The following is a 20,971-nucleotide window of genomic DNA, read 5'->3' as shown; positions in this document are numbered from 1 at the left end:
TTATGACCGAAGAACAAAATGCATTACTCGTTTTTGCAGAAGAACTTGTAGAGGTCGCGGCTGAGTTATTAAAGCTGCAAAACCAAGTATCGAAAGCAATCAGATTTGGCATTGATGAACAGCGTGATTTGCCAACGAGTAACCGTGAACGAATCCAAGCTGAATGGAATGACTTGCTAGGCACTGTGCAGGTTCTTGCTAGCCGAGGTATTGACCTCAAGCCGGATATAGCAGCGATTACTGCCAAAGTGGCAAAGGTCGAGAAATACACTCAGTACAGCAAGGACTTAGGGCAAGTATCAACATCCTAAGCTAACACAATGCGCGGCTTAGGCCGCGATAGGCTTCTTTTTAGGAGAAGAAAAATGGGACGAGGTAGAAACATTAATCGCGGTATCGGCGGCGATGCCATCGAAGCGCCAAAATCCGAAGGCTGCAAACGTGGCGATATCTTAGTAGGCCAAGCCACAGTAAAAGCTTTTAAACACGGTTGGGCACTCATCGGCTCACGTTTTACGAGCAACAAATCACGCGCAATCGAACACGCAAAGCGCATTGACCGCATGTTGGTTAGGGGGTGAGTCATGTTTCGAGTATTCGGAGTGACCCGCTCTCAAGCTGAAGCACTGGCAAAGCGTAAGGTTAAGCGCGTTAAAAAGGTGGGTAAAAAAAGTGTTGAACTCACCGAGCTTGAATATCAACAAGCCTTAGCTGATGAAATAGCCAATCAGATGCGCACCGCCAAGCCTAAGCAGCTCAGCCACGATTTATTCACCCCTAATATTTGCCGCGAATACATGAAGCTGATTAAAGAAGAAGCTCGGCTATTCATCATGCATCGCAAAGAGGGCAAGATAAACCCTAAAACACGCAAGCCTAAAATGGAGTGGGCAGTTTATGAGGCATAACCTTAAACGCCGCGTCGAACCATTAACGCCTACTGATACCCACGGAAAAACGCCGTGGAACCCAAGCCGTAGAGCGTTAAAACTGGTGAAAGACAGAGTGGAAATCCCCTGCGTCTGCCCTTATTGCCTAGGGTTAGTGATTATCACCCATCACCAAGTTATATACAGCGGCAAGCAATACGGTGAATGGCCTTGGGTTTACGCCTGCAATGACTGCGACGCATACGTCGGCATGCACCCATTTACCAACCTGCCGCTGGGCACGCTGGCCGATGGCGAAACCCGTAAAGCACGCTCAAAAGCCAAAAAAGCCTTTAACAGACACTGGCAAACATGCGGCATGAGCAGAAAAGAAGGCTATGTCTGGCTAGCAAATAAACTCGGCATTGAACGCTCCAAGTGTCACATCGGCTGGTCAGATACGGCCCAGTGTGAGCGGATCATTCAGATTTGTCAGGGGGAAGCATGAAACAGCGCCCTATTATCTTCAACACCGAAATGGTGCAAGCCATTCTTGATGGCCGTAAAACTCAAACGCGCAGAGCTATTACTGACAAACAGTTAAGCCTGTTTAAGTGCGCTGCTTCCATTGGTGAATGTCACTATCTTGATGATGACATCAACCCTAAAAGCATGGGCTACTATCGTCAGTTTTGTCAGTTTGGTGAATTCGGTGATCAGCTTTATGTGCGTGAGACTTGGAGATTATTCAATTCATCTGATGAATGTGGTTGCAGTGAATCACCTTGCTCATGCCCTTCTAATGGCACTGTGTTATTCAAAGCGTCACATGATAACGGTGATAGCAAATGGAAACCATCCATCCATATGCCCCGTTCTGCTGCTCGCATCATCCTAGAAGTAACAGATATTCGTGTAGAGCGTGTACAAGACATAAGCGAGCGTGACGCATGGGCAGAAGGGTTTGACGGTTACGACGATGATGTGACCGGTGGTAAAAACGGTTACTCCGAGTTTTGCGAAGCTTGGCAGTCAATCTACGGCGAACAATCTTGGCAATCAAATCCTTGGGTTTGGGTTATCGAGTTCAGGGTGATTAGTACCACAGGCGGTGCAGCATGAACCACCTCATCCAAGGCGGCGAATCTGCCCAGCGCTTTGAGCTATTGCTAAAACTGACCAAGATTGAATCTGAACAAATCAGCGCCGCGCTCTTTGATTATTACGTTAAAGGCGTAAGGTCCGGCACCGCTGCCATAACTAACGATACCAAAGCAGGCAACGTCAGCCGTGCGATGGAATCGCTAGAAGAACGCGCCGCAATTGTCGAAGCAATCAAAGAAATCGACTGGGAAAAGCATCTTGCCAAACTTGCAGCAGCCCATGAGCGCATCGCCGAACTAGAAGCGTTTATTCAATCACCCAAGCTCAGTTAACCGATAAAAAATAGCAACTCTTTCACCTTCGCTTTTCGCCCACACATAAACTTTGAGAACTTTCACTATGAGCAATAACTGCACATACGCTAACGCTTTGCGCGCGCAAAAAGCTAAACCTGTTCACCTCTTAAAAGAAGTGGGCGACCAATGGCAAACGCCACCGGCACTTTACTGGGGCATATTCGCCAAGTTTGGGCCCTTTGTGCTGGACCTATTCAGCGACGGCGATAATGCCAAATGCCCACGCTATTACACGGTTGAAGATAATGCCCTCACCCAAGATTGGACCAAGGACTTAGCCGGCGGCAAAGCCTACGCAAACCCGCCATATTCCCGCGCCAGTTACGAAGATAAGCAAGCCATTACAGGCATGCGCAACATCATCGCTAAATCCATAGAGGAACGCGACAAAGGCGCTCAGTTTGTTTACTTGATTAAGTCTGCGACCTCAGAGGTGTGGTGGCCGGAAGATGCTGATCATGTTTGCTTCATTCGTGGGCGTATCAGCTTTGATCTGCCCGAATGGTTTGTACCCGCCAACAAAACGCAGGAAGCCTCAAGCGCTGGGTTTGCCTGCGCTATCGCCATTTTTGATAAAACGTGGCGCGGTGAGCGCATGAGCTACATCAACCGCGATGATCTGCTACGCGACGGCCAAGTGATGCTTGACATGATTGCAGCGGCGGCACAAATCAAAGTTGACAAACAAGTTATTAAAATCATTGAAGATATTAAAGTCGATATCAATGAGGAAATAGCTAAAGCACCTGAGCAGGACGAGCGCATAAAAACGCTGGCAAAGAATATTGCCAATAGCCGGCTAACTCCAAAAGATTTAGCTGAAGTAGCTGCAGCTCAACTGCGTGCATAAGGGAGTCAGCATGATAAATCAAATCCTTCTATTGATTTCTCAATGCCGACTTAATGCCGTTGTTGAGAAACAAGCCCAGTCTGAGCTTGAGCGTGGGCTAACCAACAGCAGCTTTAAGTTTGAGCGTGAGTATCGATTATCAGATAGGGATATTGTTGATTTTGTTGTGCATACCGACACTGGATTAGTTGCTATTGAGTTAAAAATCAAAGCTCAGCGCATGTCTATCTATCGTCAGCTATGTCGCTATGCAAAGCATGATGAAGTCGCCGCTGTAGTGCTATTGACTGGCACTGCAATGAACCTACCCGCATTAATCGAAAATAAACCCGCAGCAGTCATTTCACTTGGAGAAGCATGGTTATGATCCGCACTTACGGCCAACTTACGCTTATCGATAACAAGTGGCAGTTACAGAATATACCGCCTCATGTTGCTATCAGATTAAAGCAGCTATTCCCAAGAGTACCCAAACATCAAATTGGCACGTTCGAATTTCCAAATGATAAACAGCATTGCGCTGATCTATCTTGGTTCTTACAGCGTTACCCAATGGATATGGCTCAGGCGCAAGTCAACACGCTTGAGTCTGGGCGCAAAGGTTATGAAGCAGAGCAATCACGCATGGAAGATATCTTGCGGCCTGAATACATTCCATCAGTACTGAATGGATTGAAAGAGGGCCAGAAGGTACGCCAATATCAAGGTCAGGCAATTGACTTGGTGCTAGCTCGCTATGCCTTATTGCTCGGTGATGATGTTGGTTTAGGTAAAACCTATACCGCTGCAGGTCTATTCCTCAATCAGCAAGCCTTGCCTGCTGCTGTCGTTATGCAAACTCACTTGCAGGCTCAATGGCAAGAAAAGATTGAAAGCTTTACTCACTTAACGGTCCACAAAATAAAAGGCACCAAGCCTTATAACCTCCCCGCTGCCGATGTGTATTTATTCAAGTACAGCCAGCTACTTGGCTGGATTGACACTTTTGGGGATGGATTCTTCAAGGCAGTTGCTTTTGATGAAATACAAGAACTTCGCCGAGGAACTGACAGCGGCAAAGGTCAAGCGGCAAAAGTATTAGCTAACGCCGCAATTTATAAACTCGGCTTATCAGCGACACCCATTTACAACTACGGCTCTGAAATCTGGAACATCATGCAATATTTAGATGATCTCGCGCTGGGCAGTTTTTACGACTTTCTCCGAGAGTGGTGTATCGATGATCGCCGAGTAAAAGACCCTGATGCATTGGGCTCATATCTGCGTGAACAAAATCTCATGTTGCGCCGGACTAAACGCGATGTTGGTCAGCAAATGCCACCGATAAATACCATCGTTGAACATATAGAAGCTGACCAAAAAGCCCTTAAGTCGGTAGAAGAACTCGCTAAACAGTTGGCAATTAAAGCAACCACTGGCGACTACTTTAGCCGAGGTCAAGCAGGCCGTGAGCTCGACTTAATGATGCGCCATACAACAGGAGTATCTAAAGCGCTCGGCGTGGCCCGTTATATTCGCATCCTACTCGAAAATGATATCCCAGTGCTGCTAATGGGTTGGCATCGTGACGTGTATGAGATTTGGCTAGACGAGCTCGCCGATTTAAAACCCGTAATGTATACCGGTTCTGAAAGTGAGAAGCAGAAAAACGATTCTGTGCAGCGCTTTGTCTCTGGTGAAACCAACTTATTCATTATGTCGCTACGAAGTGGCGCAGGACTAGACGGTTTGCAATACCGCTGCTCGACAGTTGTCTTTGGTGAGCTTGATTGGTCGCCGAAGGTCCATGAGCAAATCATTGGGCGACTTCACCGCGAAGGACAGCAAGAGCAGATCACCGCCATTTACCTGAATACCAATGAAGGTTCAGACCCTCCAATGGTTGAAGTGCTTGGGGTGAAGCAGTTCCAATCCACAGGAATCATCGACCCAGGCAAGCAACTCGAAACCAAGTTTAGCGATAAGAGCCGCATTCAGGTTTTAGCTGAGCAATTCTTGAATAAGAAATCGAATAAGGAGGCAGCATGAAAGATGACGACAGCGAGGAATCTCGCGGAACGTGGGCAATGGTTTGTCTCGCAATAACGCTATTTCTAATAATGATTTACTCAGTGCTCGACGCTAGGGGGTTGTTATGAAAATCACCGATGAAGAACTCATGCAGTGTATTTGGCAAATGCAGTTACGCAAAGTGACTACGGGCGTGCTAACTCGTTATGTAGGGGATGAATACGCAGTCAGCGGTGAAAAGTGTGATACCGAGTTTTTATATGCTTCATCAATGAAGTTATTTAACCGCGAACATTTAACTAGCGTGATCTGCAAGTCTCAGTTGCTATTCCGCTTACGGTATTTGGCCCGTCAAAAGCTAATCAAAATGGATAGCCGCACATTCTACATTGACACACCTGAAGCGCGCGAAGCCTACCAGCTCGCGCGCCAGTGGTGGCTTGATCATGGAGTGCCCACAGGCTACGACCGCGAGCATAACTGCATGCGCTGTATCAAATTACCTAACTACAACGACATGGTTGAGCTGTGCATCGCTCACCTTCACCATTATTTTAATCAGCAAGGTTTACGAGGTGCGGCATGAGCTTAGATATGGAAGATTTCACTTTAGATATGCTGATCGCGCAGGCTAAAGCCGCACAGCTTAAGAAAGAGGCCAATACCGAAAAGCTGCCAGCTTTATTCGACAAAACGCTAGATGCACTGGTTTCGGCCTGTGAAAAGCTCGAAGCAATCACCGCAGAACGCGACCAGCTAGCGGAGTATGTTGAACGCTTTAATAAAACAATGGCTGATCTTAGTGTTGATGCAGATGATTCGGATGATGACCCAATCCCATGTTCTTTGTGGGAATTATTTGAAGTCACTCCAAAACAATGCCTTAACCATGTCCGTGCCAAGGCAGTAATGAACTTTGCTGAATTACCCCGTGATGTTTATCTAAGTGGCACCGTCACTGCTGAACTAACCGTTTATGACGTTTATCAGTTGGCACGTTACCACCTTAAAGCTAACTATGGCTATGACACACAGCCATGGGATGACGATGACGCAACAACAGCGCGTAATGCATTAAATGAGCTGAGCGCCAAGGCTATCGAATCAATTGACCCTGTTAACTTTGTTTCAATAGCTTTGCGACACACAACGCTCAGCGGTGATTTTGACTATCAAGATATTAAGGATGCTTTTAACTTTCTGGCGGCTGAACATCGCCAAGCTGCTAAGGGTGGTGAGTGATGGAAGAACTAAGGTGCAGATCCTGCCGTGGGCATTTAGGCTGGATTAGCGACAATTCTCCAAGAGGGTTTGTTAAGTGCGATAGCTGTCACCAGTCAGATATAGAGTCTGAAGAAGGGTGCAGTAGCCCATTAGATGATGAGCAATATGCAATGATTAAGGATGGTGAGTGATGAAAACCACAATAACCGCAGTGCTTACCTGCTTGGTTGTATCACTGTTAATGACGCTGATTATCGTCGGGGTATTTAACTATTACACCGATACACCGCCGCTTATCTCCATGTTCATTTGGGGAATCTGTTTTAGTTCATCTTGGTTTTCAGTATTCGCAATCACTAAAACCTGCAAGGTGTTAGTGCTAGACGATAAAACCCGAGTGATTACCGTTGACGAACGTAGCAATAAGGCAGGTACATGATGGCTCTGATTCTAGGCGATACGTACCAATTTAAAGGTGGTCGTGAACAGATTATTTATGTTGGTGACTACGGCAGCTGGCATCAATTTGAGCTTAAAGGCGAAGTCGGAGTTATTTGGTGCGAGCTGTTAGATAGTGATTTGCATTTAATTGAAAAGGCAGGTGCATGATGGCTAAGAAAATTGTAGAAAATGTTAATCCAGCTAAGTGGATCCGCGGCAATTTAATGCCAAGTGTATTCGGCATCACCTCCGAGGCCGCGCGCAAATACCGCGAGCGTGGCGTATGGTTAGAAGGTCGTCAATGGCGCTATGACCCTATTGGCCGCGTCGTCTATAACATCCCTGAAATTGAGCATTGGATGGAAGGAGCTGCATAATGAAAGCTTTACCTAAGGGCATAACTACAATGCCGCGTGGCGTTGAGTTACACGGCGTTACTGTGCGTATTGTATTTATGTTCAACGGTGAAAGATGCCGTGAACCATTGGCAGGCCATTACAAGATCACTAAGTCTACGATTAAGTATGCTGAAAATAAGCGTACAACTATTCTGACTGAGATAGCCGAGAATCGATTCGACTATCTCGCCCACTTTCCTGACTCAGCAAAAGCCGCGCAATTTGCTGGGTTAAATCTGCAAAAACGTTCAGTTACTGATGCCGTTAAACAATGGCTATCAGTTCAAGAAGCGACAAAAGCTAAAAGTACCTTTAAAAACTACAAGGTAAAGGCTCAGCATGTCACCAAAAAATGGGGCAACAGAAAGCTAGCGGATATCACTAAGTCACAAATGGAAATCTTCCAATCAGAGCTGCTTAAAGGTGGCTTATCACCCAAAACGGTGAATGACATTTTTACCATCGTTCGGGGCGTCTGGTCCGAAGCATTTCACGATGGAATGATTAAGACTAACCCGCTAGATCGGTTAAGAAATATTGAGCGCGATAACTTAGAGGAAACCGCCGATCCGTTTACACGCGAAGAACTGCTAAGGATTGAGAACATCAACACAATCCGTCAAGGCGATATCAACATGATCATGTTTTGGTGTTGGTCAGGGTTATCACTATCGGAGATCATCGCACTTGCATGGGAGGATATTGATACAGAAACGTGGACCGTAAAAGTGCAGCGCGCCAAGGTGCTTAATCAGTACAAAGTGCCTAAAGAACGTGGGCGCATTAGGGTTATTGAGCTAATCGGACAGGCTAAAGTTTGGCTACAACGTCAATTAGCCCTTACATTCATGCTGCAAACAACTGAATACACAGTGCAGCAAAGGGACAATATCACCAGCAAACAAGAAAGTATTCGTTTGGTTTTCCTGAACGGTAAAAGCGGCGAGCCTTGGTATGATCACTCCGTTCGCCGCTGGTTCACTGGGATTCTTAAACGCGCCAAGTTACGCCATCGGGGACCGAATCAGTGTCGCCACACCTTTGCAAGTCAGCTGCTTTCTAACTACGTTCCGCTTGAGTGGGTTGCTCGGCAACTAGGTCATAGTGACACCACTATGATCAAGAAACACTATGGGAAATGGATACCAAAAGACTCGCAACGTATGGCTGATCGCATCACGGAAATGGTCGGTCAATACGAGGACTTAAGCGGACTAGAAAGCGTCAATTCTGCCCCAAAAATGCCCCAAAGCAACAAAGGGAACCAGTAAGATACTGATTCCCTTTGTTTTAATTTGGCGGTGAGAGAGGGAGTCGAACCCTCGATACGTTACCGTATACACACTTTCCAGGCGTGCTCCTTCGGCCACTCGGACACCTCACCATATCTCGATTTATGTTAGCGTGGTTAATCTTTCACGTTTAAGAATCACTAACGATTTCGTATAGCCTTGCCGAGAGGCTTTCATCGTTAACGGAGCGGTACTGTACGCAAAAGCCTAAAGGGGGTCAAGTAAAAAAGACTCAGTTTCAGGCGGTTGCACAATTGCTAAACAAACCGCCGTGATTTCTTGAATCTTTTCACCGTTTTATACCGTTAATTGACGGTAAATTTGTGTACTTCTTTTGACATTGAATTCGCGTCAAACGTCAGGGCTTTGGTCAGCTCCCTAAGCTCATCGGAGATCCTTTGAGTATTAAGGTAAATCTCACTGATCTTCAGTGCATTACGGTTTACGTCTTCGGATACCGCCGATTGCTCATGGGTTGCTGTGGCAATTTGCTCGTTCATGCGGTCAATAATGTCTACTTGCTCCACAATACGTTTCAATTCGATACCAGCCTGTTCGGCTTCATGGACACTGCTATTAGCCTGAGCTAACCCTCTGTCCATGGCTTTTACTGCAATGCTCGCTCCCGCCTTCAATCTATCTGTCATATTTTTAATGTCAGAGGTCGAGGTTTGTGAGCGCTGCGCTAAACTTCGGACTTCGTCTGCAACTACAGCAAAACCGCGGCCCATTTCCCCTGCGCGGGCAGCTTCAATGGCGGCATTAAGCGCGAGTAAATTAGTTTGCTCAGCAATACTGCTGATCACTTCAAGCACTACCACTATGCCGTGAATTTCACGATCTAAATCGTTAATGGCTTTAGAAGCTCCACTAATATCGTCGGCTAACGCTTTGATCGCTTTGCTGGTTCGGCCGACTTCGAGGTTGCCTTCTTTAGCCTCTATATTGGCGGCGGAAGACGCTTCGGATGCTTGCACTGCATTGCTGGCAATCTCGGCCACTGTTGCACTCATTTCTGTCATAGCGGAGGCCACTTGTTCTGCCTCACTGTGGCCCGCCATCACATCTTGCTCCATGGCATGGGTACAGAGATCCATTTGCGCAACAGCTTGTTGCAATTTAGCGCCACTGGAACGTACATGTAGGATCACTTTTTCAAAATCACTCATCATGTCGTTAAAGGCGATGGCGAGTTCACCGAATTCATCGGAGCTAGAGTGAGTCAGACGCACACTTAAGTCGTAATGTTTACGGGCTTGCGTGATGGTCGAATATAAGTGATGCACACTGTCATGCAAATAACGGATAACAGATAGACTCAATATCAAGACTATCGCCAATACTGAGATTAAGGTCGCGAGCACTAAGAACATTTTCTCATTCGCTAATGTTAATCTTTCATGGGTGGTATTAAGTAAATCTGCCGAGACTTGCTGTTCAAACTCACGTAATAGCTCAATCCGCGCGGTCGATTTACTGAACCACTCTTCAGGACTTTGTTGCAGGATTTTTTGATTATCTTGCTCGAATGCGATTTGACGTAACAACTCAACGTCATGCATTGCAGCTGAACTCTGTAAACGGTTAAACGAGGATAATAAATCAGAATTTGCTAGCGCTAAAAAACGCTCTTGATAGGTATTTTGCTCCGAAACCAAAGTAATAAATTTGGCATAAACCTTAGGCTTAAATCCAGCTTGGCCAAAAGTTGAGCTGAGTACCGCCCTTTCAATCCCCGCCCTTTCCTTTAATTGCAAAAAAGCACTAAAAGCCGTCGCTTTAATGGCGATTTCTTGATTAGCACCCGTTTTTGCGGTTTCATCAACTATTGTCAGTAATAACTTATTTAACTCAGTGTAATAGGCAACTTCATCGGCGACACTGATACTTAAACTATCCACCTGCGAGCGGATTGCATTTAAACGCACGAGTTGAGCGTTTAGCTCTCTAAGTTTTGGGGCAAATATCTCCGGCAGATGGTTCTCAGTGATAAATTGCTGATAGAGGCCGAGCTGCGTATCCGTTAATTGTCTTTGACCAGGAATTTTACCCGCAAACGCTTTTCCTGCTGAGCCAATAAATCCAGCACTCATGCCGCGCTCTTTTTGTAACTCATGCACTAAATTACTGTTGGTGACGGCCAGCTCGCTTAATTGCACTACTAAGGTTAAATCTTTTCTATATTCATATTTTTCAATGAGGTAAAGCGTGCCACATAAAAAACAGGCTAACAGTGGAGGCAAGACAACCATTAATAATTTTTGTTTTAGACTGAGATTACCAATCCATTGCCATTTCATAGAAATATCCTTTTAAACTTAGTTTTAGATCCAAACACCGAACACCGAACACTAGGTATAGCATAATATCAACCGTAGGACGACTAAGGTTTATGGAAATTGCGCAAGCTAATATCCTGATAAACGAGGATTTCCCCCATATTCCATCAATAGCTTAGATTTTGCTAATCGCAGAGCAAATTTAAGAAACGTCAAACAAGGATCAGATAGAAATAAAAAACGCATTGAAAATTCCAATGCGTTTTTCTAGAGAAAGGAACACTTAATACTGTGACTGAAGATGACTCTAACTGAAAAGCTGTGGGAATAATCCCTTCACACCAGCCGCAATGACTTCGATACCAATAGATAACATCAAGAGTCCCATGAGACGGGTAATCACGTTAATACCCGTTTTGCCGAGGATCTTATAAATGATAGATGCCATTCTAAACAGGCCAAAACTTACTAAACCAAACACTATCACAGTAATGAACATCGCAATAATGTTCGACAATGAATTATGCTCAGCGGCAAAGACAATCACCGAACTGATAGCGCCAGGTCCCGCCATCAGTGGCAAAGCCAAAGGCACAACCGCCACAGATTCCATCGCCGAGGATTCGCGGTCTTCCTCTTGGTTACGCTTCACTTCACCTAACTTACCTTGCAACATTGACATCGCAATAATGGCAATCAGGCTGCCACCAGCAATTCTAAAGGCAGATAACGAAATGCTGAACATATTCAGAATGTGCTGCCCCGCCACAATCGTGACTAAGAGGATCACCACAACCGCAAAGTTCGCTACTTTACCCGTGTGATTCCGCTCAGCCTCCGTTTGATGGCTCGTTAAGCTCACAAACACAGGCAACAAGCCAACCGGATTAATGATGGCAACGAGGCCAAGAAAAAATTTAACGTAAAGAGTTAACTCCAAGGGACTATCCTTATGTGCGTGTCACGCCGTCTTCATCAAAATAAGCTTGAGGGCAAGTATAGTATCTCAAGCGCTATTGACTGAAAAATGAGATTTTTGAGGTTAAATCACAACTTCGAATAATATTTAGTTATCGAAGCCGATGCATTTTCAGCGCAATTTTAAACAAACAAGTTACCCTAAGTGTAGTTTTATTACATAAAAGCACGATATTGTCGTTGATATCACACTTTCAACGCGGCTTTAGGTGTAATTTTCTACCATAAAGAGGATTTAGTGAATGCCTTGATTCACTAAATCTTTTTAGGAGTATTAATCATGACAGTGACCAATGCACAAGAACTGGATCTCATGGTCGAGCGAGTGGCCAAAGCACAAGCCGAGTATGCAACATTCAGCCAAGCGCAAGTCGATAAAATTTTCCGTGCAGCGGCCCTCGCCGCTGCCGATGCGCGTATCTCGCTGGCCAAAATGGCCGCCGCAGAAACCCGCATGGGTGTCGTTGAAGACAAAGTAATTAAAAACCACTTTGCCTCCGAATACATTTATAACAAATATAAAGATGAAAAAACCTGCGGAATTTTATCTGAAGATGTCACCTTCGGTACTATTACCATTGCTGAACCCGTAGGCATTATCTGTGGCATAGTCCCCACCACGAACCCCACATCGACTGCCATTTTTAAAGCCTTAATCAGCCTTAAAACTCGTAACGCGATCATCTTCTCGCCCCATCCTAGGGCCAAAATATCGACCACAACTGCAGCAAAATTAGTGCTTGATGCTGCCATAGCCGCGGGCGCACCCAAAGACATTATTGGTTGGATTGATGAACCCAGCGTTGCACTATCAAATCAATTAATGACTCACCCTAAGGTCAATTTAATCCTCGCAACGGGAGGCCCAGGCATGGTGAAAGCCGCCTACTCTTCCGGTAAACCTGCTATTGGCGTAGGTGCGGGTAACACGCCTATTGTTATCGATGAAACCGCCGACATCAAACGCGCGGTCAGTTCGATTCTCATGTCGAAAACCTTCGATAACGGCGTCGTTTGCGCGTCAGAACAAGCGGTAATTGTGGTCGACAGTATTTATGAGCAGGTTAAAGAGCGTTTCACAACCCATGGTGGCTACATGCTATCGAAGGATGAAACCGCGGCGATGCAGCACGTCATTTTAAAAAATGGCGGTTTGAATGCTGATATCGTTGGCCAAAGTGCTGCCAGTATCGCGAAAATGGCGGGCTTTGAAGTGCCACACTGGACAAAAGTGTTGATTGGTGAAGTCACCGACATTTGCGACAGCGAAGCCTTCGCCCATGAAAAATTATCACCACTGCTTGGTATGTACCGCGCCATCGACTTTAACGATGCCATGGATAAAGCTGAAGCTTTAGTCGCACTCGGCGGCATTGGCCACACATCAGGGCTTTATACCGACCAAGATACCCAAACCGAACGTGTTCATGCCTTTGGTTTTAGAATGAAAACAGCACGTATTTTGATCAACACCCCAGCTTCACAGGGCGGCATTGGCGATCTGTACAACTTCAAACTGGCGCCTTCGCTGACGTTAGGCTGTGGTTCTTGGGGTGGCAACTCGATTTCAGAAAACGTTGGCCCGAGCCATCTGATCAACAAAAAAACCGTCGCTAAGAGGGCCGAAAACATGTTGTGGCACAAGCTTCCTGCATCTATCTATTTCCGCCGCGGCAGTTTACCCATCGCGCTCGAAGAACTGAGCGATAAAAAACGCGCGCTGATCATCACAGACAGATTTTTGTTCAATCACGGTTATTGCGATGAAACCATGCGGATTTTAAAAGCCCAAGGCCTTGAAACCGAAATTTTTTACGATGTTGAAGCCGACCCCACCTTAGCCATAGTGCGTCAAGGTGCTAAGGTCGCTCAAAGCTTTAAACCCGATGTGATAATTGCGCTCGGCGGCGGCTCACCAATGGATGCGGCTAAGATTATTTGGGTGATGTACGAGCATCCAGATGTGGATTTTGCCGATTTGGCGCTGCGTTTTATGGACATTCGTAAACGTATCTACAAATTCCCTAAAATGGGCACCAAAGCCATGATGGTGGCAATTCCAACTACCTCAGGTACAGGTTCAGAAGTCACACCTTTTGCGGTAGTGACAGACGAAATAACAGGTAAAAAATACCCGATTGCCGACTATCAACTTACGCCAAATATGGCGATTGTTGATCCAAATCTTGTGATGGACATGCCTAAATCCCTCACCGCCTTTGGTGGCATAGATGCGGTGACCCATGCATTAGAAGCCTATGTTAGCGTGATGGCGAATGAGTACAGTGATGGCCAAGCGCTACAAGCCCTCGACTTACTGTGCAAATATTTACCCGATGCCTACAACTTGGGTTCACAATCACCTGTCGCCCGTGAAAAGGTCCACAATGGCGCCACTATTGCGGGTATCGCCTTTGCTAACGCTTTCCTTGGGATTTGCCACTCAATGGCACACAAACTGGGCGCCGAGTTCCATCTCGCCCATGGCCTAGCCAATGCGCTGCTGATCAACAACGTAATACGCTTTAACGCAACGGATCTGCCCACTAAGCAAGCGGCCTTTAGCCAATACGACAGGCCAAAAGCCCTGTGCCGTTATGCTGCCATCGCAGATCACTTGAAACTAGGCGGAAAGACGGATGAAGAAAAAGTCGAAAAATTGCTTGAGAAAATCACACACCTCAAGAAGACGATTGGCATTCCTGCTTCTATCCAAGAAGCCGGTGTCAACGAAGCCGACTTCCTCGCCAAGTTAGATGAATTAGCCGAAGATGCGTTCGATGATCAATGTACCGGTGCCAACCCACGTTACCCATTGATTAACGAGCTGAAACAACTGTTCCTCGATAGCTATTATGGCCGTGACTATAGCGACAACAACTAGGTTATCGCCTGCCAATGCTAGGCTCGTGCTTAATAAAAGCCGCGCGACATAAATGAAGAAGCCCTCGAATGAGGGCTTTTTATTGCGTGATGTTCCGTGAATGACCTAATTAAGGAGTCGATGCGTTAATCGATCGCACGCAAAATGACTTCACTAGCAGCTAACTCAACTGGGCATCACTCACTTACGATCACTAAGCTGAACATCACAACAAACTGTGACTAACGCTGTGCCAGTACATAATCAATGGCGCTGGTGATGGCTGCAACCTGCGCCAGATTACATTCGGCAGGCGTGGCCGTTGGGCTATCTGGGTACACTTCTGTCGTTGTGTTATAGATACAGCCAGTGACACTGCTGCAAAGCCCTAATGACTTAAGCGGATAGTTAATCACCCCGTGCTGCACCACAGTCGAGCCAATGATCTCGCCTTTCTCATCGGCAGGAGCAATGTGCGTCACTTTACTCACACCATCAATAATGGCTTTCTGAAAGGCATCCATTGAGTGCTCTGTATCACCCACAGCATAAAAACCATCTGGGATAGTTCCTTTGACGTACTCTTTTCCATCACGGGCGCAAAGTGCTGGACGAAATTCTAATTCATCGGAATCCGTGGTTTCATGTAAGTCCACATGCAGATCAAAACCTTGCTCTACGGATGCAACTAGAGCCATCAAGGCCGCCGATTCCTCTGCGGGGCTGTTGGCATAGAATGAACGGTTTGGATCGATAGCCTTTGGATTCCAGCGATTAATGGTCTCGTAACCCCAAGGACTCACACATACGGCAACCACTAAATTCACCCGTTGCACGTAATTCGCCGCTTCATTCGTTAAAAAGGCCAATGCGCCATGCACACCGCTGGTCTCATAACCGTGCACACCACCAGTCACGAGCACGGTTGGCTTTTGTGGATCAAACTGCTGGCTTTTTACCGCAAATAATGGGTAACGATCGGCATTAATCGATAAGGCGCCATATTGCACAACGGTAAGCCCAAGTGCCAAGAGTGCAGCTTCCATCGCCTTGAGTGGCGTCACGACATCGTCCTGATACGAACGCTTTATTTTGGCGCTTGCAAGCCATGCAGCTTTTTCAGCCTCGCCCCATTTTTCGCCTATAGTGCCGATGGGATAAAATGTTAAATTTGCCATAATTCCTCTATTTTTAGTTCTATTCGGTAAAGTTCTTTTTATTCAAGTTCTTTGCACTCTAGTGCTTTCGTTCAAACTCTTTTCGCTCAAGCTTTTTCGTTGAATTACTATTCAGTCGAATGATAGTGCTCGTGTTTGGATGATAAATGAGTACAGTCAACCTAAAGCACTAGCTGCATGGGAATATCACGGATCCCGCCGCGTTCTCGCTCGGGTCCAAGGGGCACAAAGCCAAAGCCTAAGTACACAGCCTGCGCATTCAGCGCCGAGTTCACGGTAAATATGCCCGAATTGCCTTGAGCTAAACATTGAGCTTTGGCATGTTCCCACAACATTCGCGCCACGCCTTGCCCCTGTGCATGGGAGGCGACAAACAGATGGTACAAGTGGCTATTCGCCTTCATCCCCACTACGCCTGCGAGTTGGCCCGAGTCCGTTATGGCGACATGGTACTGATAACCCATAGCAAAGTAGCTACCAATCGCCTCTATCGACATGGCATTAATTAAGATTGCAGCGCCCTCTGCAGTGCAAGTTGGGGCAATAAACTCTTGGGTTAATTGAGTGAGTAATACGCTTATTTCAGGGATGTCAGTTAAGGTTGCGGCTCGAATGTTCATCTTAACTCCTTGATTAAAAACATTTCATGACACAATAAAAAGCCAGAACAAAGTCTGGCTTTTTAAGATGCTGAATCAAAAGACACTTAATCAAAATACACTTGGTCAGAAAACGCTTAGTTTAAATACAGACTAAAAATACTTTGATTGTCAGTTGAGCATTAAATGACTCGCCGATGATAATCCTATCAGGGCGAGCCTTGCTTCTATGGGCTTTCGTCGGTGCAAACCCCATAGACGTATAGGCCGTTATTATTTAACCTGAACTCGGGATAACGAGTGTCGAAAAATCTAAATTTAACGAATAAAATCAATGGTATAAAATTATTCGTTTAAAGCGAAAAATCTATTTGCTGACTGAATGCGCAGATTTTTGCGCATATCAAGGCGCTCTGTCGTACGCCATAGCGGGCTATGGTTAGACAGAGCAACGCAGAGAGGCCCGAAAAGATGCCTATTCAGCGGCTCTGCTTATCCCGAGCTCAGGTTATTTCGTCCAGCGGTCCATCCAACCGAAGACATTAGCATACCATTGCTCTAAGTTTTCAGGTTTTAAGATCCAATGGTTTTCATCAGGGAAAATCAATAACTCTGATGGGATCCCTTTACGCTGCATAAAACTGAATGCCGCTAAACCTTGACCATAAGGGACGCGGAAGTCCTTCTCACCGTGGATAACCAGCATGGGTGTTTTCCAGTTTTCAACATAATTCACTGGGTTAAACTTCTCATATAACGCTTTGTTATCTGAATAAGTGCCGCCAAACTCATGCTCTGCGAACCACACTTCTTCAGTCACGTAATACATAGAACGCATATCGAACAGACCCGCGTGGTTAACTAAGCACTTGAAACCGTCGTTCCAGTTACCTTGGATCCAGTTCATCATGTAGCCGCCGTAAGAACCGCCGAGCGCACAGGTGTTTTGCGGGTCGAGCCATTTTTGTTGCTGGCTCACCGCCGCTAGACCTTTTTGCAGATCTTCTAATGGCTTACCACCCCAATCTTGGCTGATAGAATCCGTAAAGGCTTGGCCGTAACCGGTAGAGCCGTGGAAATCCACCATGACGACGCCATAACCCGCACCCGCCCATAATTGGGCATTCCAACGACCACTGAAGGCATTACCAAATGAACCTTGCGGCCCACCGTGAACGAGATAGGCAATTGGGTATTTTTTCCCTTCTTGGAAGTTCGCCGGTTTGATCCAGTAACCGTAAACGTCTTCGTTATTCCAACCTTTAAAGCTGAACTGTTCAAACTTACCAAACTTGATCTCGGCCAATTTGTCTTTATTCACTTCGGTCAGACGCTTAAGGCCTTGACCATCTGTGGTGATGCTATAGAGATCGCCCGGCTCAACTAAGGTTTTGCTATCGAAAATCAGTTGTTCGTTAGTGACCGCAATTAAACTGTTCGTGCCATCACTGTAGACAGAACGCACATCGCCAAATTGGGTATTCACTTGGAAAATAGAGACTTGACCTAGGTCTTGTGCCGTCACATACAAAGTACGATTGTCAGGAGCAAACATCAGTGAGCTTGGGCTGCGATCCCATAATGGCGCCACTTCTTTGGTTTGGCCTGTGCTAGTATCGCGCAACATAATGCCGTAGCGATCTGCTTCAAAACCCGGTTTTTTCATTGCTAAATAGGCCATGTAACGACCATCGCTCGAAAATGTTGGCTGCGCATCCCATGCAAGATTGTCTTTGGTTAAGTTGGTTGCGGTGCCGCCTGTCACTGGCACTTGCCACAAATCATAGTTAGTGGTCCAAGCTTGATCTTTGCTGGGGGCTTTCGCGCTATAAACCACAAACTTACCATCTGGGGTGAAGGTCACTTCTTCCATACCCGAGAAAGGTTTTGGCGGCGTTTCAGTGTCTAAACCTTGAGTCACATCAACCACTTTAGTCAGTTTCTCACCGTTTACCGCACCCACAAATAAATGATTACGGGCGTGGTCTTCCCACGTATCCCAATGGCGAACCATTAACTGCTTGTATTCACGGCCAGTCGATTTACGCTCAGCTTCGGCGGTAAATTTATCCTTTGAGCAGGCTAAATCCTTACACTCGGGGAATACACGCATGCTAAGTACAACTTGTTTACCGTCATTTGATAATTTGTAGCCATCAATATCCAAAGGTAAATCAGAAACTTGTACCGCTTCACCGCCCGTTAATGGCAGTTGAAATAACTGGCTTGAACCACTGCGACTGGCAAGGAAATAAATCGACTTGTCGTCATTGGCGAAGCTCACGTCGTGCTCAGTGCCCGTTGCAGAGGTCAATTGTAGTGGTTTCGCCTTCGTGTCTATCAAATCTAATAGATACAGATCCGAGCTGGCCTCTCCCTTATCGTTTACCGTTTTAAGACCATAAACTAATTTAGTGCCATCATGGGACACAGTCGCAGAGTGCATCTTATTGAGTTTAATGAGTTGTTGCACAGTAAAAGGCGTTGGATCGGCCGCTTGGGCTGATAACGCCAGTCCCGCAGCGCCGAGCGCCAATAGGAGAGGAGCTATTTTCATTGTTATGTCCGTCTTTGGTTAAACTGGTTCGATAGTTGCGCCAATCATTGCAAGGGTTCTATTGAAATTGCAATAGTTCTACTGAGTTGCAACCGCACGAATGTTAAAAACGATCTGAGATCGTATCTTTCGAAGATAAGCTTGCCACACTATCGAAACAAAAACGCTCAGGCAAGCCAAATGGCGAACCTGAGCGTATTTTTTTGTGACAAAATGTCAGTGGCGCAACGTTTTACCTCAAGAACTGATATCAGAACTCAAACTTAAGCTGTTTTGCTTAAAAAGCCATCAAGTTCAATCCGCTGCATCCCAACCTTTACGCTTTCGCGTTGGCAATATTCACTTTCCAAATTGCTGGACCCGTTTCATGGGCGTTCACGCCATGTGAATCCACAGCCACAGTCACTGGCATATCTTGCACATCAAACTCGTAAATCGCTTCCATGCCCAAATCAGCAAAGGCCACGACGCGAGAATGTTTAATCGCTTTAGACACTAAATACGCAGCGCCGCCAACGGCCATTAGATATACCGCTTTGTGTTTTTTGATCGATTCAACTGTCGCAGGGCCGCGCTCAGCTTTACCTATCATGCCCATCAAGCCAGTTTTCTCTAACATTAAGTCAGTGAATTTATCCATACGAGTTGCTGTGGTTGGGCCCGCAGGACCGACAACTTCAGTGCCTACAGGATCAACTGGGCCAACGTAGTAAATAAACTTACCCGTAAAGTCCACGCCTTCTGGCAGACCTTCACCGCTTTCGATGAGGCTTTGAATGCGCTTATGGGCAGCATCACGACCAGTCAACATTTTACCGCTCAGCAGAATGGTTTCACCGCTTTTCCACTGTTCGATATCCGCTTGAGTGACAGTATCTAAGTTAACGCGGCGCACATCATCACCCACTTCACGGGTGATTTCTGGCCAATCGGCCAATGATGGTGGCGTCAATTCAGCTGGACCTGAGCCATCTAAATGGAAATGCACGTGGCGTGTAGCCGCGCAGTTAGGGATCATCACCACAGGCTTTGACGCCGCGTGAGTGGGCACCGATTTGATTTTAACGTCTAACACTGTGGTTAAACCGCCAAGACCTTGCGCACCTATGCCTAAATTATTCGCACGCTCAAAAATGTCTAAACGCAGCTTTTCTTCGGTCGTTTGCGCGCCACGAGCCATCAACTCATGGATATCCACGCTTTCCATCAGCGCTTCTTTGGCTAATACGGCCGCTTTTTCTGCCGTGCCGCCAATGCCTATACCCAGCATACCCGGTGGACACCAGCCCGCGCCCATGGTCGGTAGCGTTTTTTCTACCCATGCAGCGATATCGTCAGATGGGTTTAACATCACCATCTTAGCTTTGTTTTCACTGCCGCCGCCTTTGGCTGCAATCGCCACTTCGATGTGGTTGCCAGGCACCATGTCGATATGCACCACAGATGGAGTGTTATCTTTGGTATTTTTACGGCTGCCCGCAGGATCTGACACTATTGATGCGCGCAGTGGGTTATCAGGATTGGTATAGGCACGACGAACACCTTCGTCGACCATTTCCTGGATCGTCATATCAGTTTTGTCCCATTGGACACCCATACCCACTTTCACGAAAGTGGTCACAATCCCAGTGTCTTGACACAGAGGACGCTTACCTTCGGCCGACATGCGCGAGTTAATTAAGATCTGGGCAATCGCATCCTTCGCCGCCGCACTTTGTTCACGCTCATAAGCTTGGCTCATGGCATCAACAAAATCCTTCGGGTGGTAATAAGAAATGTATTGCAAAGCATCCGCCACACTTTCAATAAAGTCGGCTTGTTTAATCACAGAAGTTTCAGACATTTTATGGTGAGATGACATAGTAGGAGCGCTCCAGCAGCCTTTGCGGCCTAACTTGTTTTTGTTTAATTCTTTCTGGGCCAATATGATACTCTTTCACATCTTTTTGGGCTACATCACATTTTGAATAGGG

Annotated in this window: 22 protein-coding genes and 1 tRNA gene; 16 read left to right on the top strand and 7 right to left on the bottom strand. The window is 46.3% G+C overall.

Annotated elements, in window-relative coordinates:
• Nucleotides 1-2: 2 nt before the first annotated feature.
• From L5M28_RS07325 to L5M28_RS07255, 15 genes are all read left to right on the top strand, one after another.
• Nucleotides 3-311 carry a hypothetical protein gene (locus L5M28_RS07325; RefSeq protein ID WP_263202896.1) on the top strand — a complete coding sequence of 103 codons (309 nt, stop codon included), beginning with the start codon at nucleotides 3-5 and terminating at the stop codon, nucleotides 309-311.
• 54 nt (nucleotides 312-365) lie between these two features.
• A complete protein-coding gene (locus L5M28_RS07320) occupies nucleotides 366-581 on the top strand; it encodes a hypothetical protein (RefSeq protein WP_263198982.1) in 216 nt (71 codons plus the stop codon).
• A 3-nt stretch (nucleotides 582-584) separates the two neighbouring features.
• Nucleotides 585-908: a hypothetical protein gene (locus L5M28_RS07315; RefSeq protein WP_263202895.1), complete on the top strand. Its 324-nt coding sequence runs from the start codon at nucleotides 585-587 to the stop codon at nucleotides 906-908.
• Nucleotides 898-1,377 carry a DUF3268 family zinc-finger domain-containing protein gene (locus L5M28_RS07310; protein ID WP_263202894.1) on the top strand — a complete coding sequence of 160 codons (480 nt, stop codon included), beginning with the start codon at nucleotides 898-900 and terminating at the stop codon, nucleotides 1,375-1,377. Before L5M28_RS07315 ends, L5M28_RS07310 begins: the two co-directional genes overlap by 11 nt.
• Nucleotides 1,374-1,991, top strand: coding sequence for a hypothetical protein (locus L5M28_RS07305; protein WP_263202893.1), 618 nt, complete (start codon nucleotides 1,374-1,376; stop codon nucleotides 1,989-1,991). Before L5M28_RS07310 ends, L5M28_RS07305 begins: the two co-directional genes overlap by 4 nt.
• A complete protein-coding gene (locus tag L5M28_RS07300; RefSeq protein WP_263202892.1) occupies nucleotides 1,988-2,305 on the top strand; it encodes a hypothetical protein in 318 nt (105 codons plus the stop codon). Before L5M28_RS07305 ends, L5M28_RS07300 begins: the two co-directional genes overlap by 4 nt.
• A 67-nt stretch (nucleotides 2,306-2,372) precedes the next feature.
• Nucleotides 2,373-3,179: a phage N-6-adenine-methyltransferase gene (locus L5M28_RS07295; RefSeq protein ID WP_263202890.1), complete on the top strand. Its 807-nt coding sequence runs from the start codon at nucleotides 2,373-2,375 to the stop codon at nucleotides 3,177-3,179.
• A gap of 10 nt (nucleotides 3,180-3,189) precedes the next feature.
• Nucleotides 3,190-3,546: a hypothetical protein gene (locus tag L5M28_RS07290; RefSeq protein ID WP_263202889.1), complete on the top strand. Its 357-nt coding sequence runs from the start codon at nucleotides 3,190-3,192 to the stop codon at nucleotides 3,544-3,546.
• Nucleotides 3,543-5,207: a DEAD/DEAH box helicase gene (locus L5M28_RS07285; RefSeq protein WP_263202887.1), complete on the top strand. Its 1,665-nt coding sequence runs from the start codon at nucleotides 3,543-3,545 to the stop codon at nucleotides 5,205-5,207. Before L5M28_RS07290 ends, L5M28_RS07285 begins: the two co-directional genes overlap by 4 nt.
• Nucleotides 5,208-5,313: 106 nt before the next feature.
• Entirely contained in the window at nucleotides 5,314-5,775 is a 462-nt protein-coding gene (locus tag L5M28_RS07280) for a hypothetical protein (protein ID WP_263202886.1), read from the top strand.
• Nucleotides 5,772-6,431: a hypothetical protein gene (locus L5M28_RS07275; protein WP_263202884.1), complete on the top strand. Its 660-nt coding sequence runs from the start codon at nucleotides 5,772-5,774 to the stop codon at nucleotides 6,429-6,431. The genes L5M28_RS07280 and L5M28_RS07275 overlap by 4 nt, the downstream gene beginning before the upstream one ends.
• 172 nt (nucleotides 6,432-6,603) lie before the next feature.
• The gene (locus L5M28_RS07270; RefSeq protein ID WP_263202883.1) at nucleotides 6,604-6,852 is read left to right on the top strand and encodes a hypothetical protein; all 249 of its coding nucleotides are present in this window, start codon (nucleotides 6,604-6,606) and stop codon (nucleotides 6,850-6,852) included.
• Nucleotides 6,849-7,022: a hypothetical protein gene (locus L5M28_RS07265; protein WP_263198994.1), complete on the top strand. Its 174-nt coding sequence runs from the start codon at nucleotides 6,849-6,851 to the stop codon at nucleotides 7,020-7,022. The genes L5M28_RS07270 and L5M28_RS07265 overlap by 4 nt, the downstream gene beginning before the upstream one ends.
• Nucleotides 7,022-7,231, top strand: a complete 210-nt coding sequence (gene xisR, locus L5M28_RS07260; RefSeq protein WP_263202881.1) for an excisionase family protein — start codon at nucleotides 7,022-7,024, stop codon at nucleotides 7,229-7,231. Before L5M28_RS07265 ends, xisR begins: the two co-directional genes overlap by 1 nt.
• Complete coding sequence (locus tag L5M28_RS07255; protein WP_263202880.1) at nucleotides 7,231-8,523, top strand: Arm DNA-binding domain-containing protein; 1,293 nt, start codon at nucleotides 7,231-7,233, stop codon at nucleotides 8,521-8,523. The genes xisR and L5M28_RS07255 overlap by 1 nt, the downstream gene beginning before the upstream one ends.
• Nucleotides 8,524-8,548: 25 nt before the next feature.
• Here the strand turns inward: L5M28_RS07255 and L5M28_RS07250 are convergent.
• The 3 genes from L5M28_RS07250 to L5M28_RS07240 form a co-directional block, all read right to left on the bottom strand.
• Nucleotides 8,549-8,636: transfer RNA gene (locus L5M28_RS07250), tRNA-Ser, on the bottom strand.
• 213 nt (nucleotides 8,637-8,849) lie between these two features.
• The gene (locus L5M28_RS07245; RefSeq protein WP_263198621.1) at nucleotides 8,850-10,844 is read right to left on the bottom strand and encodes a methyl-accepting chemotaxis protein; all 1,995 of its coding nucleotides are present in this window, start codon (nucleotides 10,842-10,844) and stop codon (nucleotides 8,850-8,852) included.
• Nucleotides 10,845-11,130: 286 nt separating this feature from the next.
• Entirely contained in the window at nucleotides 11,131-11,763 is a 633-nt protein-coding gene (locus tag L5M28_RS07240) for a YchE family NAAT transporter (RefSeq protein WP_006081420.1), read from the bottom strand.
• A gap of 318 nt (nucleotides 11,764-12,081) precedes the next feature.
• Here L5M28_RS07240 and adhE point away from each other — a divergent pair, with 318 nt between their 5' ends.
• Complete coding sequence (gene adhE / locus L5M28_RS07235) at nucleotides 12,082-14,685, top strand: bifunctional acetaldehyde-CoA/alcohol dehydrogenase (RefSeq protein WP_263202879.1); 2,604 nt, start codon at nucleotides 12,082-12,084, stop codon at nucleotides 14,683-14,685.
• Nucleotides 14,686-14,906: 221 nt separating this feature from the next.
• Here the strand turns inward: adhE and L5M28_RS07230 are convergent, their stop codons facing one another.
• The 4 genes from L5M28_RS07230 to L5M28_RS07215 form a co-directional block, all read right to left on the bottom strand.
• Nucleotides 14,907-15,842 carry a M14 family metallocarboxypeptidase gene (locus tag L5M28_RS07230; protein WP_263202878.1) on the bottom strand — a complete coding sequence of 312 codons (936 nt, stop codon included), beginning with the start codon at nucleotides 15,840-15,842 and terminating at the stop codon, nucleotides 14,907-14,909.
• Nucleotides 15,843-16,003: 161 nt separating this feature from the next.
• Nucleotides 16,004-16,462, bottom strand: a complete 459-nt coding sequence (locus tag L5M28_RS07225; RefSeq protein ID WP_263202876.1) for a GNAT family N-acetyltransferase — start codon at nucleotides 16,460-16,462, stop codon at nucleotides 16,004-16,006.
• Nucleotides 16,463-16,949: 487 nt separating this feature from the next.
• A complete protein-coding gene (locus tag L5M28_RS07220; protein ID WP_263202875.1) occupies nucleotides 16,950-18,998 on the bottom strand; it encodes an alpha/beta hydrolase family protein in 2,049 nt (682 codons plus the stop codon).
• Nucleotides 18,999-19,314: 316 nt separating this feature from the next.
• Complete coding sequence (locus L5M28_RS07215; protein ID WP_263202873.1) at nucleotides 19,315-20,859, bottom strand: fumarate hydratase; 1,545 nt, start codon at nucleotides 20,857-20,859, stop codon at nucleotides 19,315-19,317.
• Between the last annotated feature and the right edge of the window lie 112 nt (nucleotides 20,860-20,971).

The sequence above is a fragment of the Shewanella sp. SW32 genome, from assembly GCF_025653365.1.
GTDB lineage: Bacteria > Pseudomonadota > Gammaproteobacteria > Enterobacterales > Shewanellaceae > Shewanella > Shewanella oncorhynchi.
The sequence above is the reverse complement of the archived record's forward strand: the minus strand, read 5'-3'. Positions and strand labels throughout refer to the sequence as shown.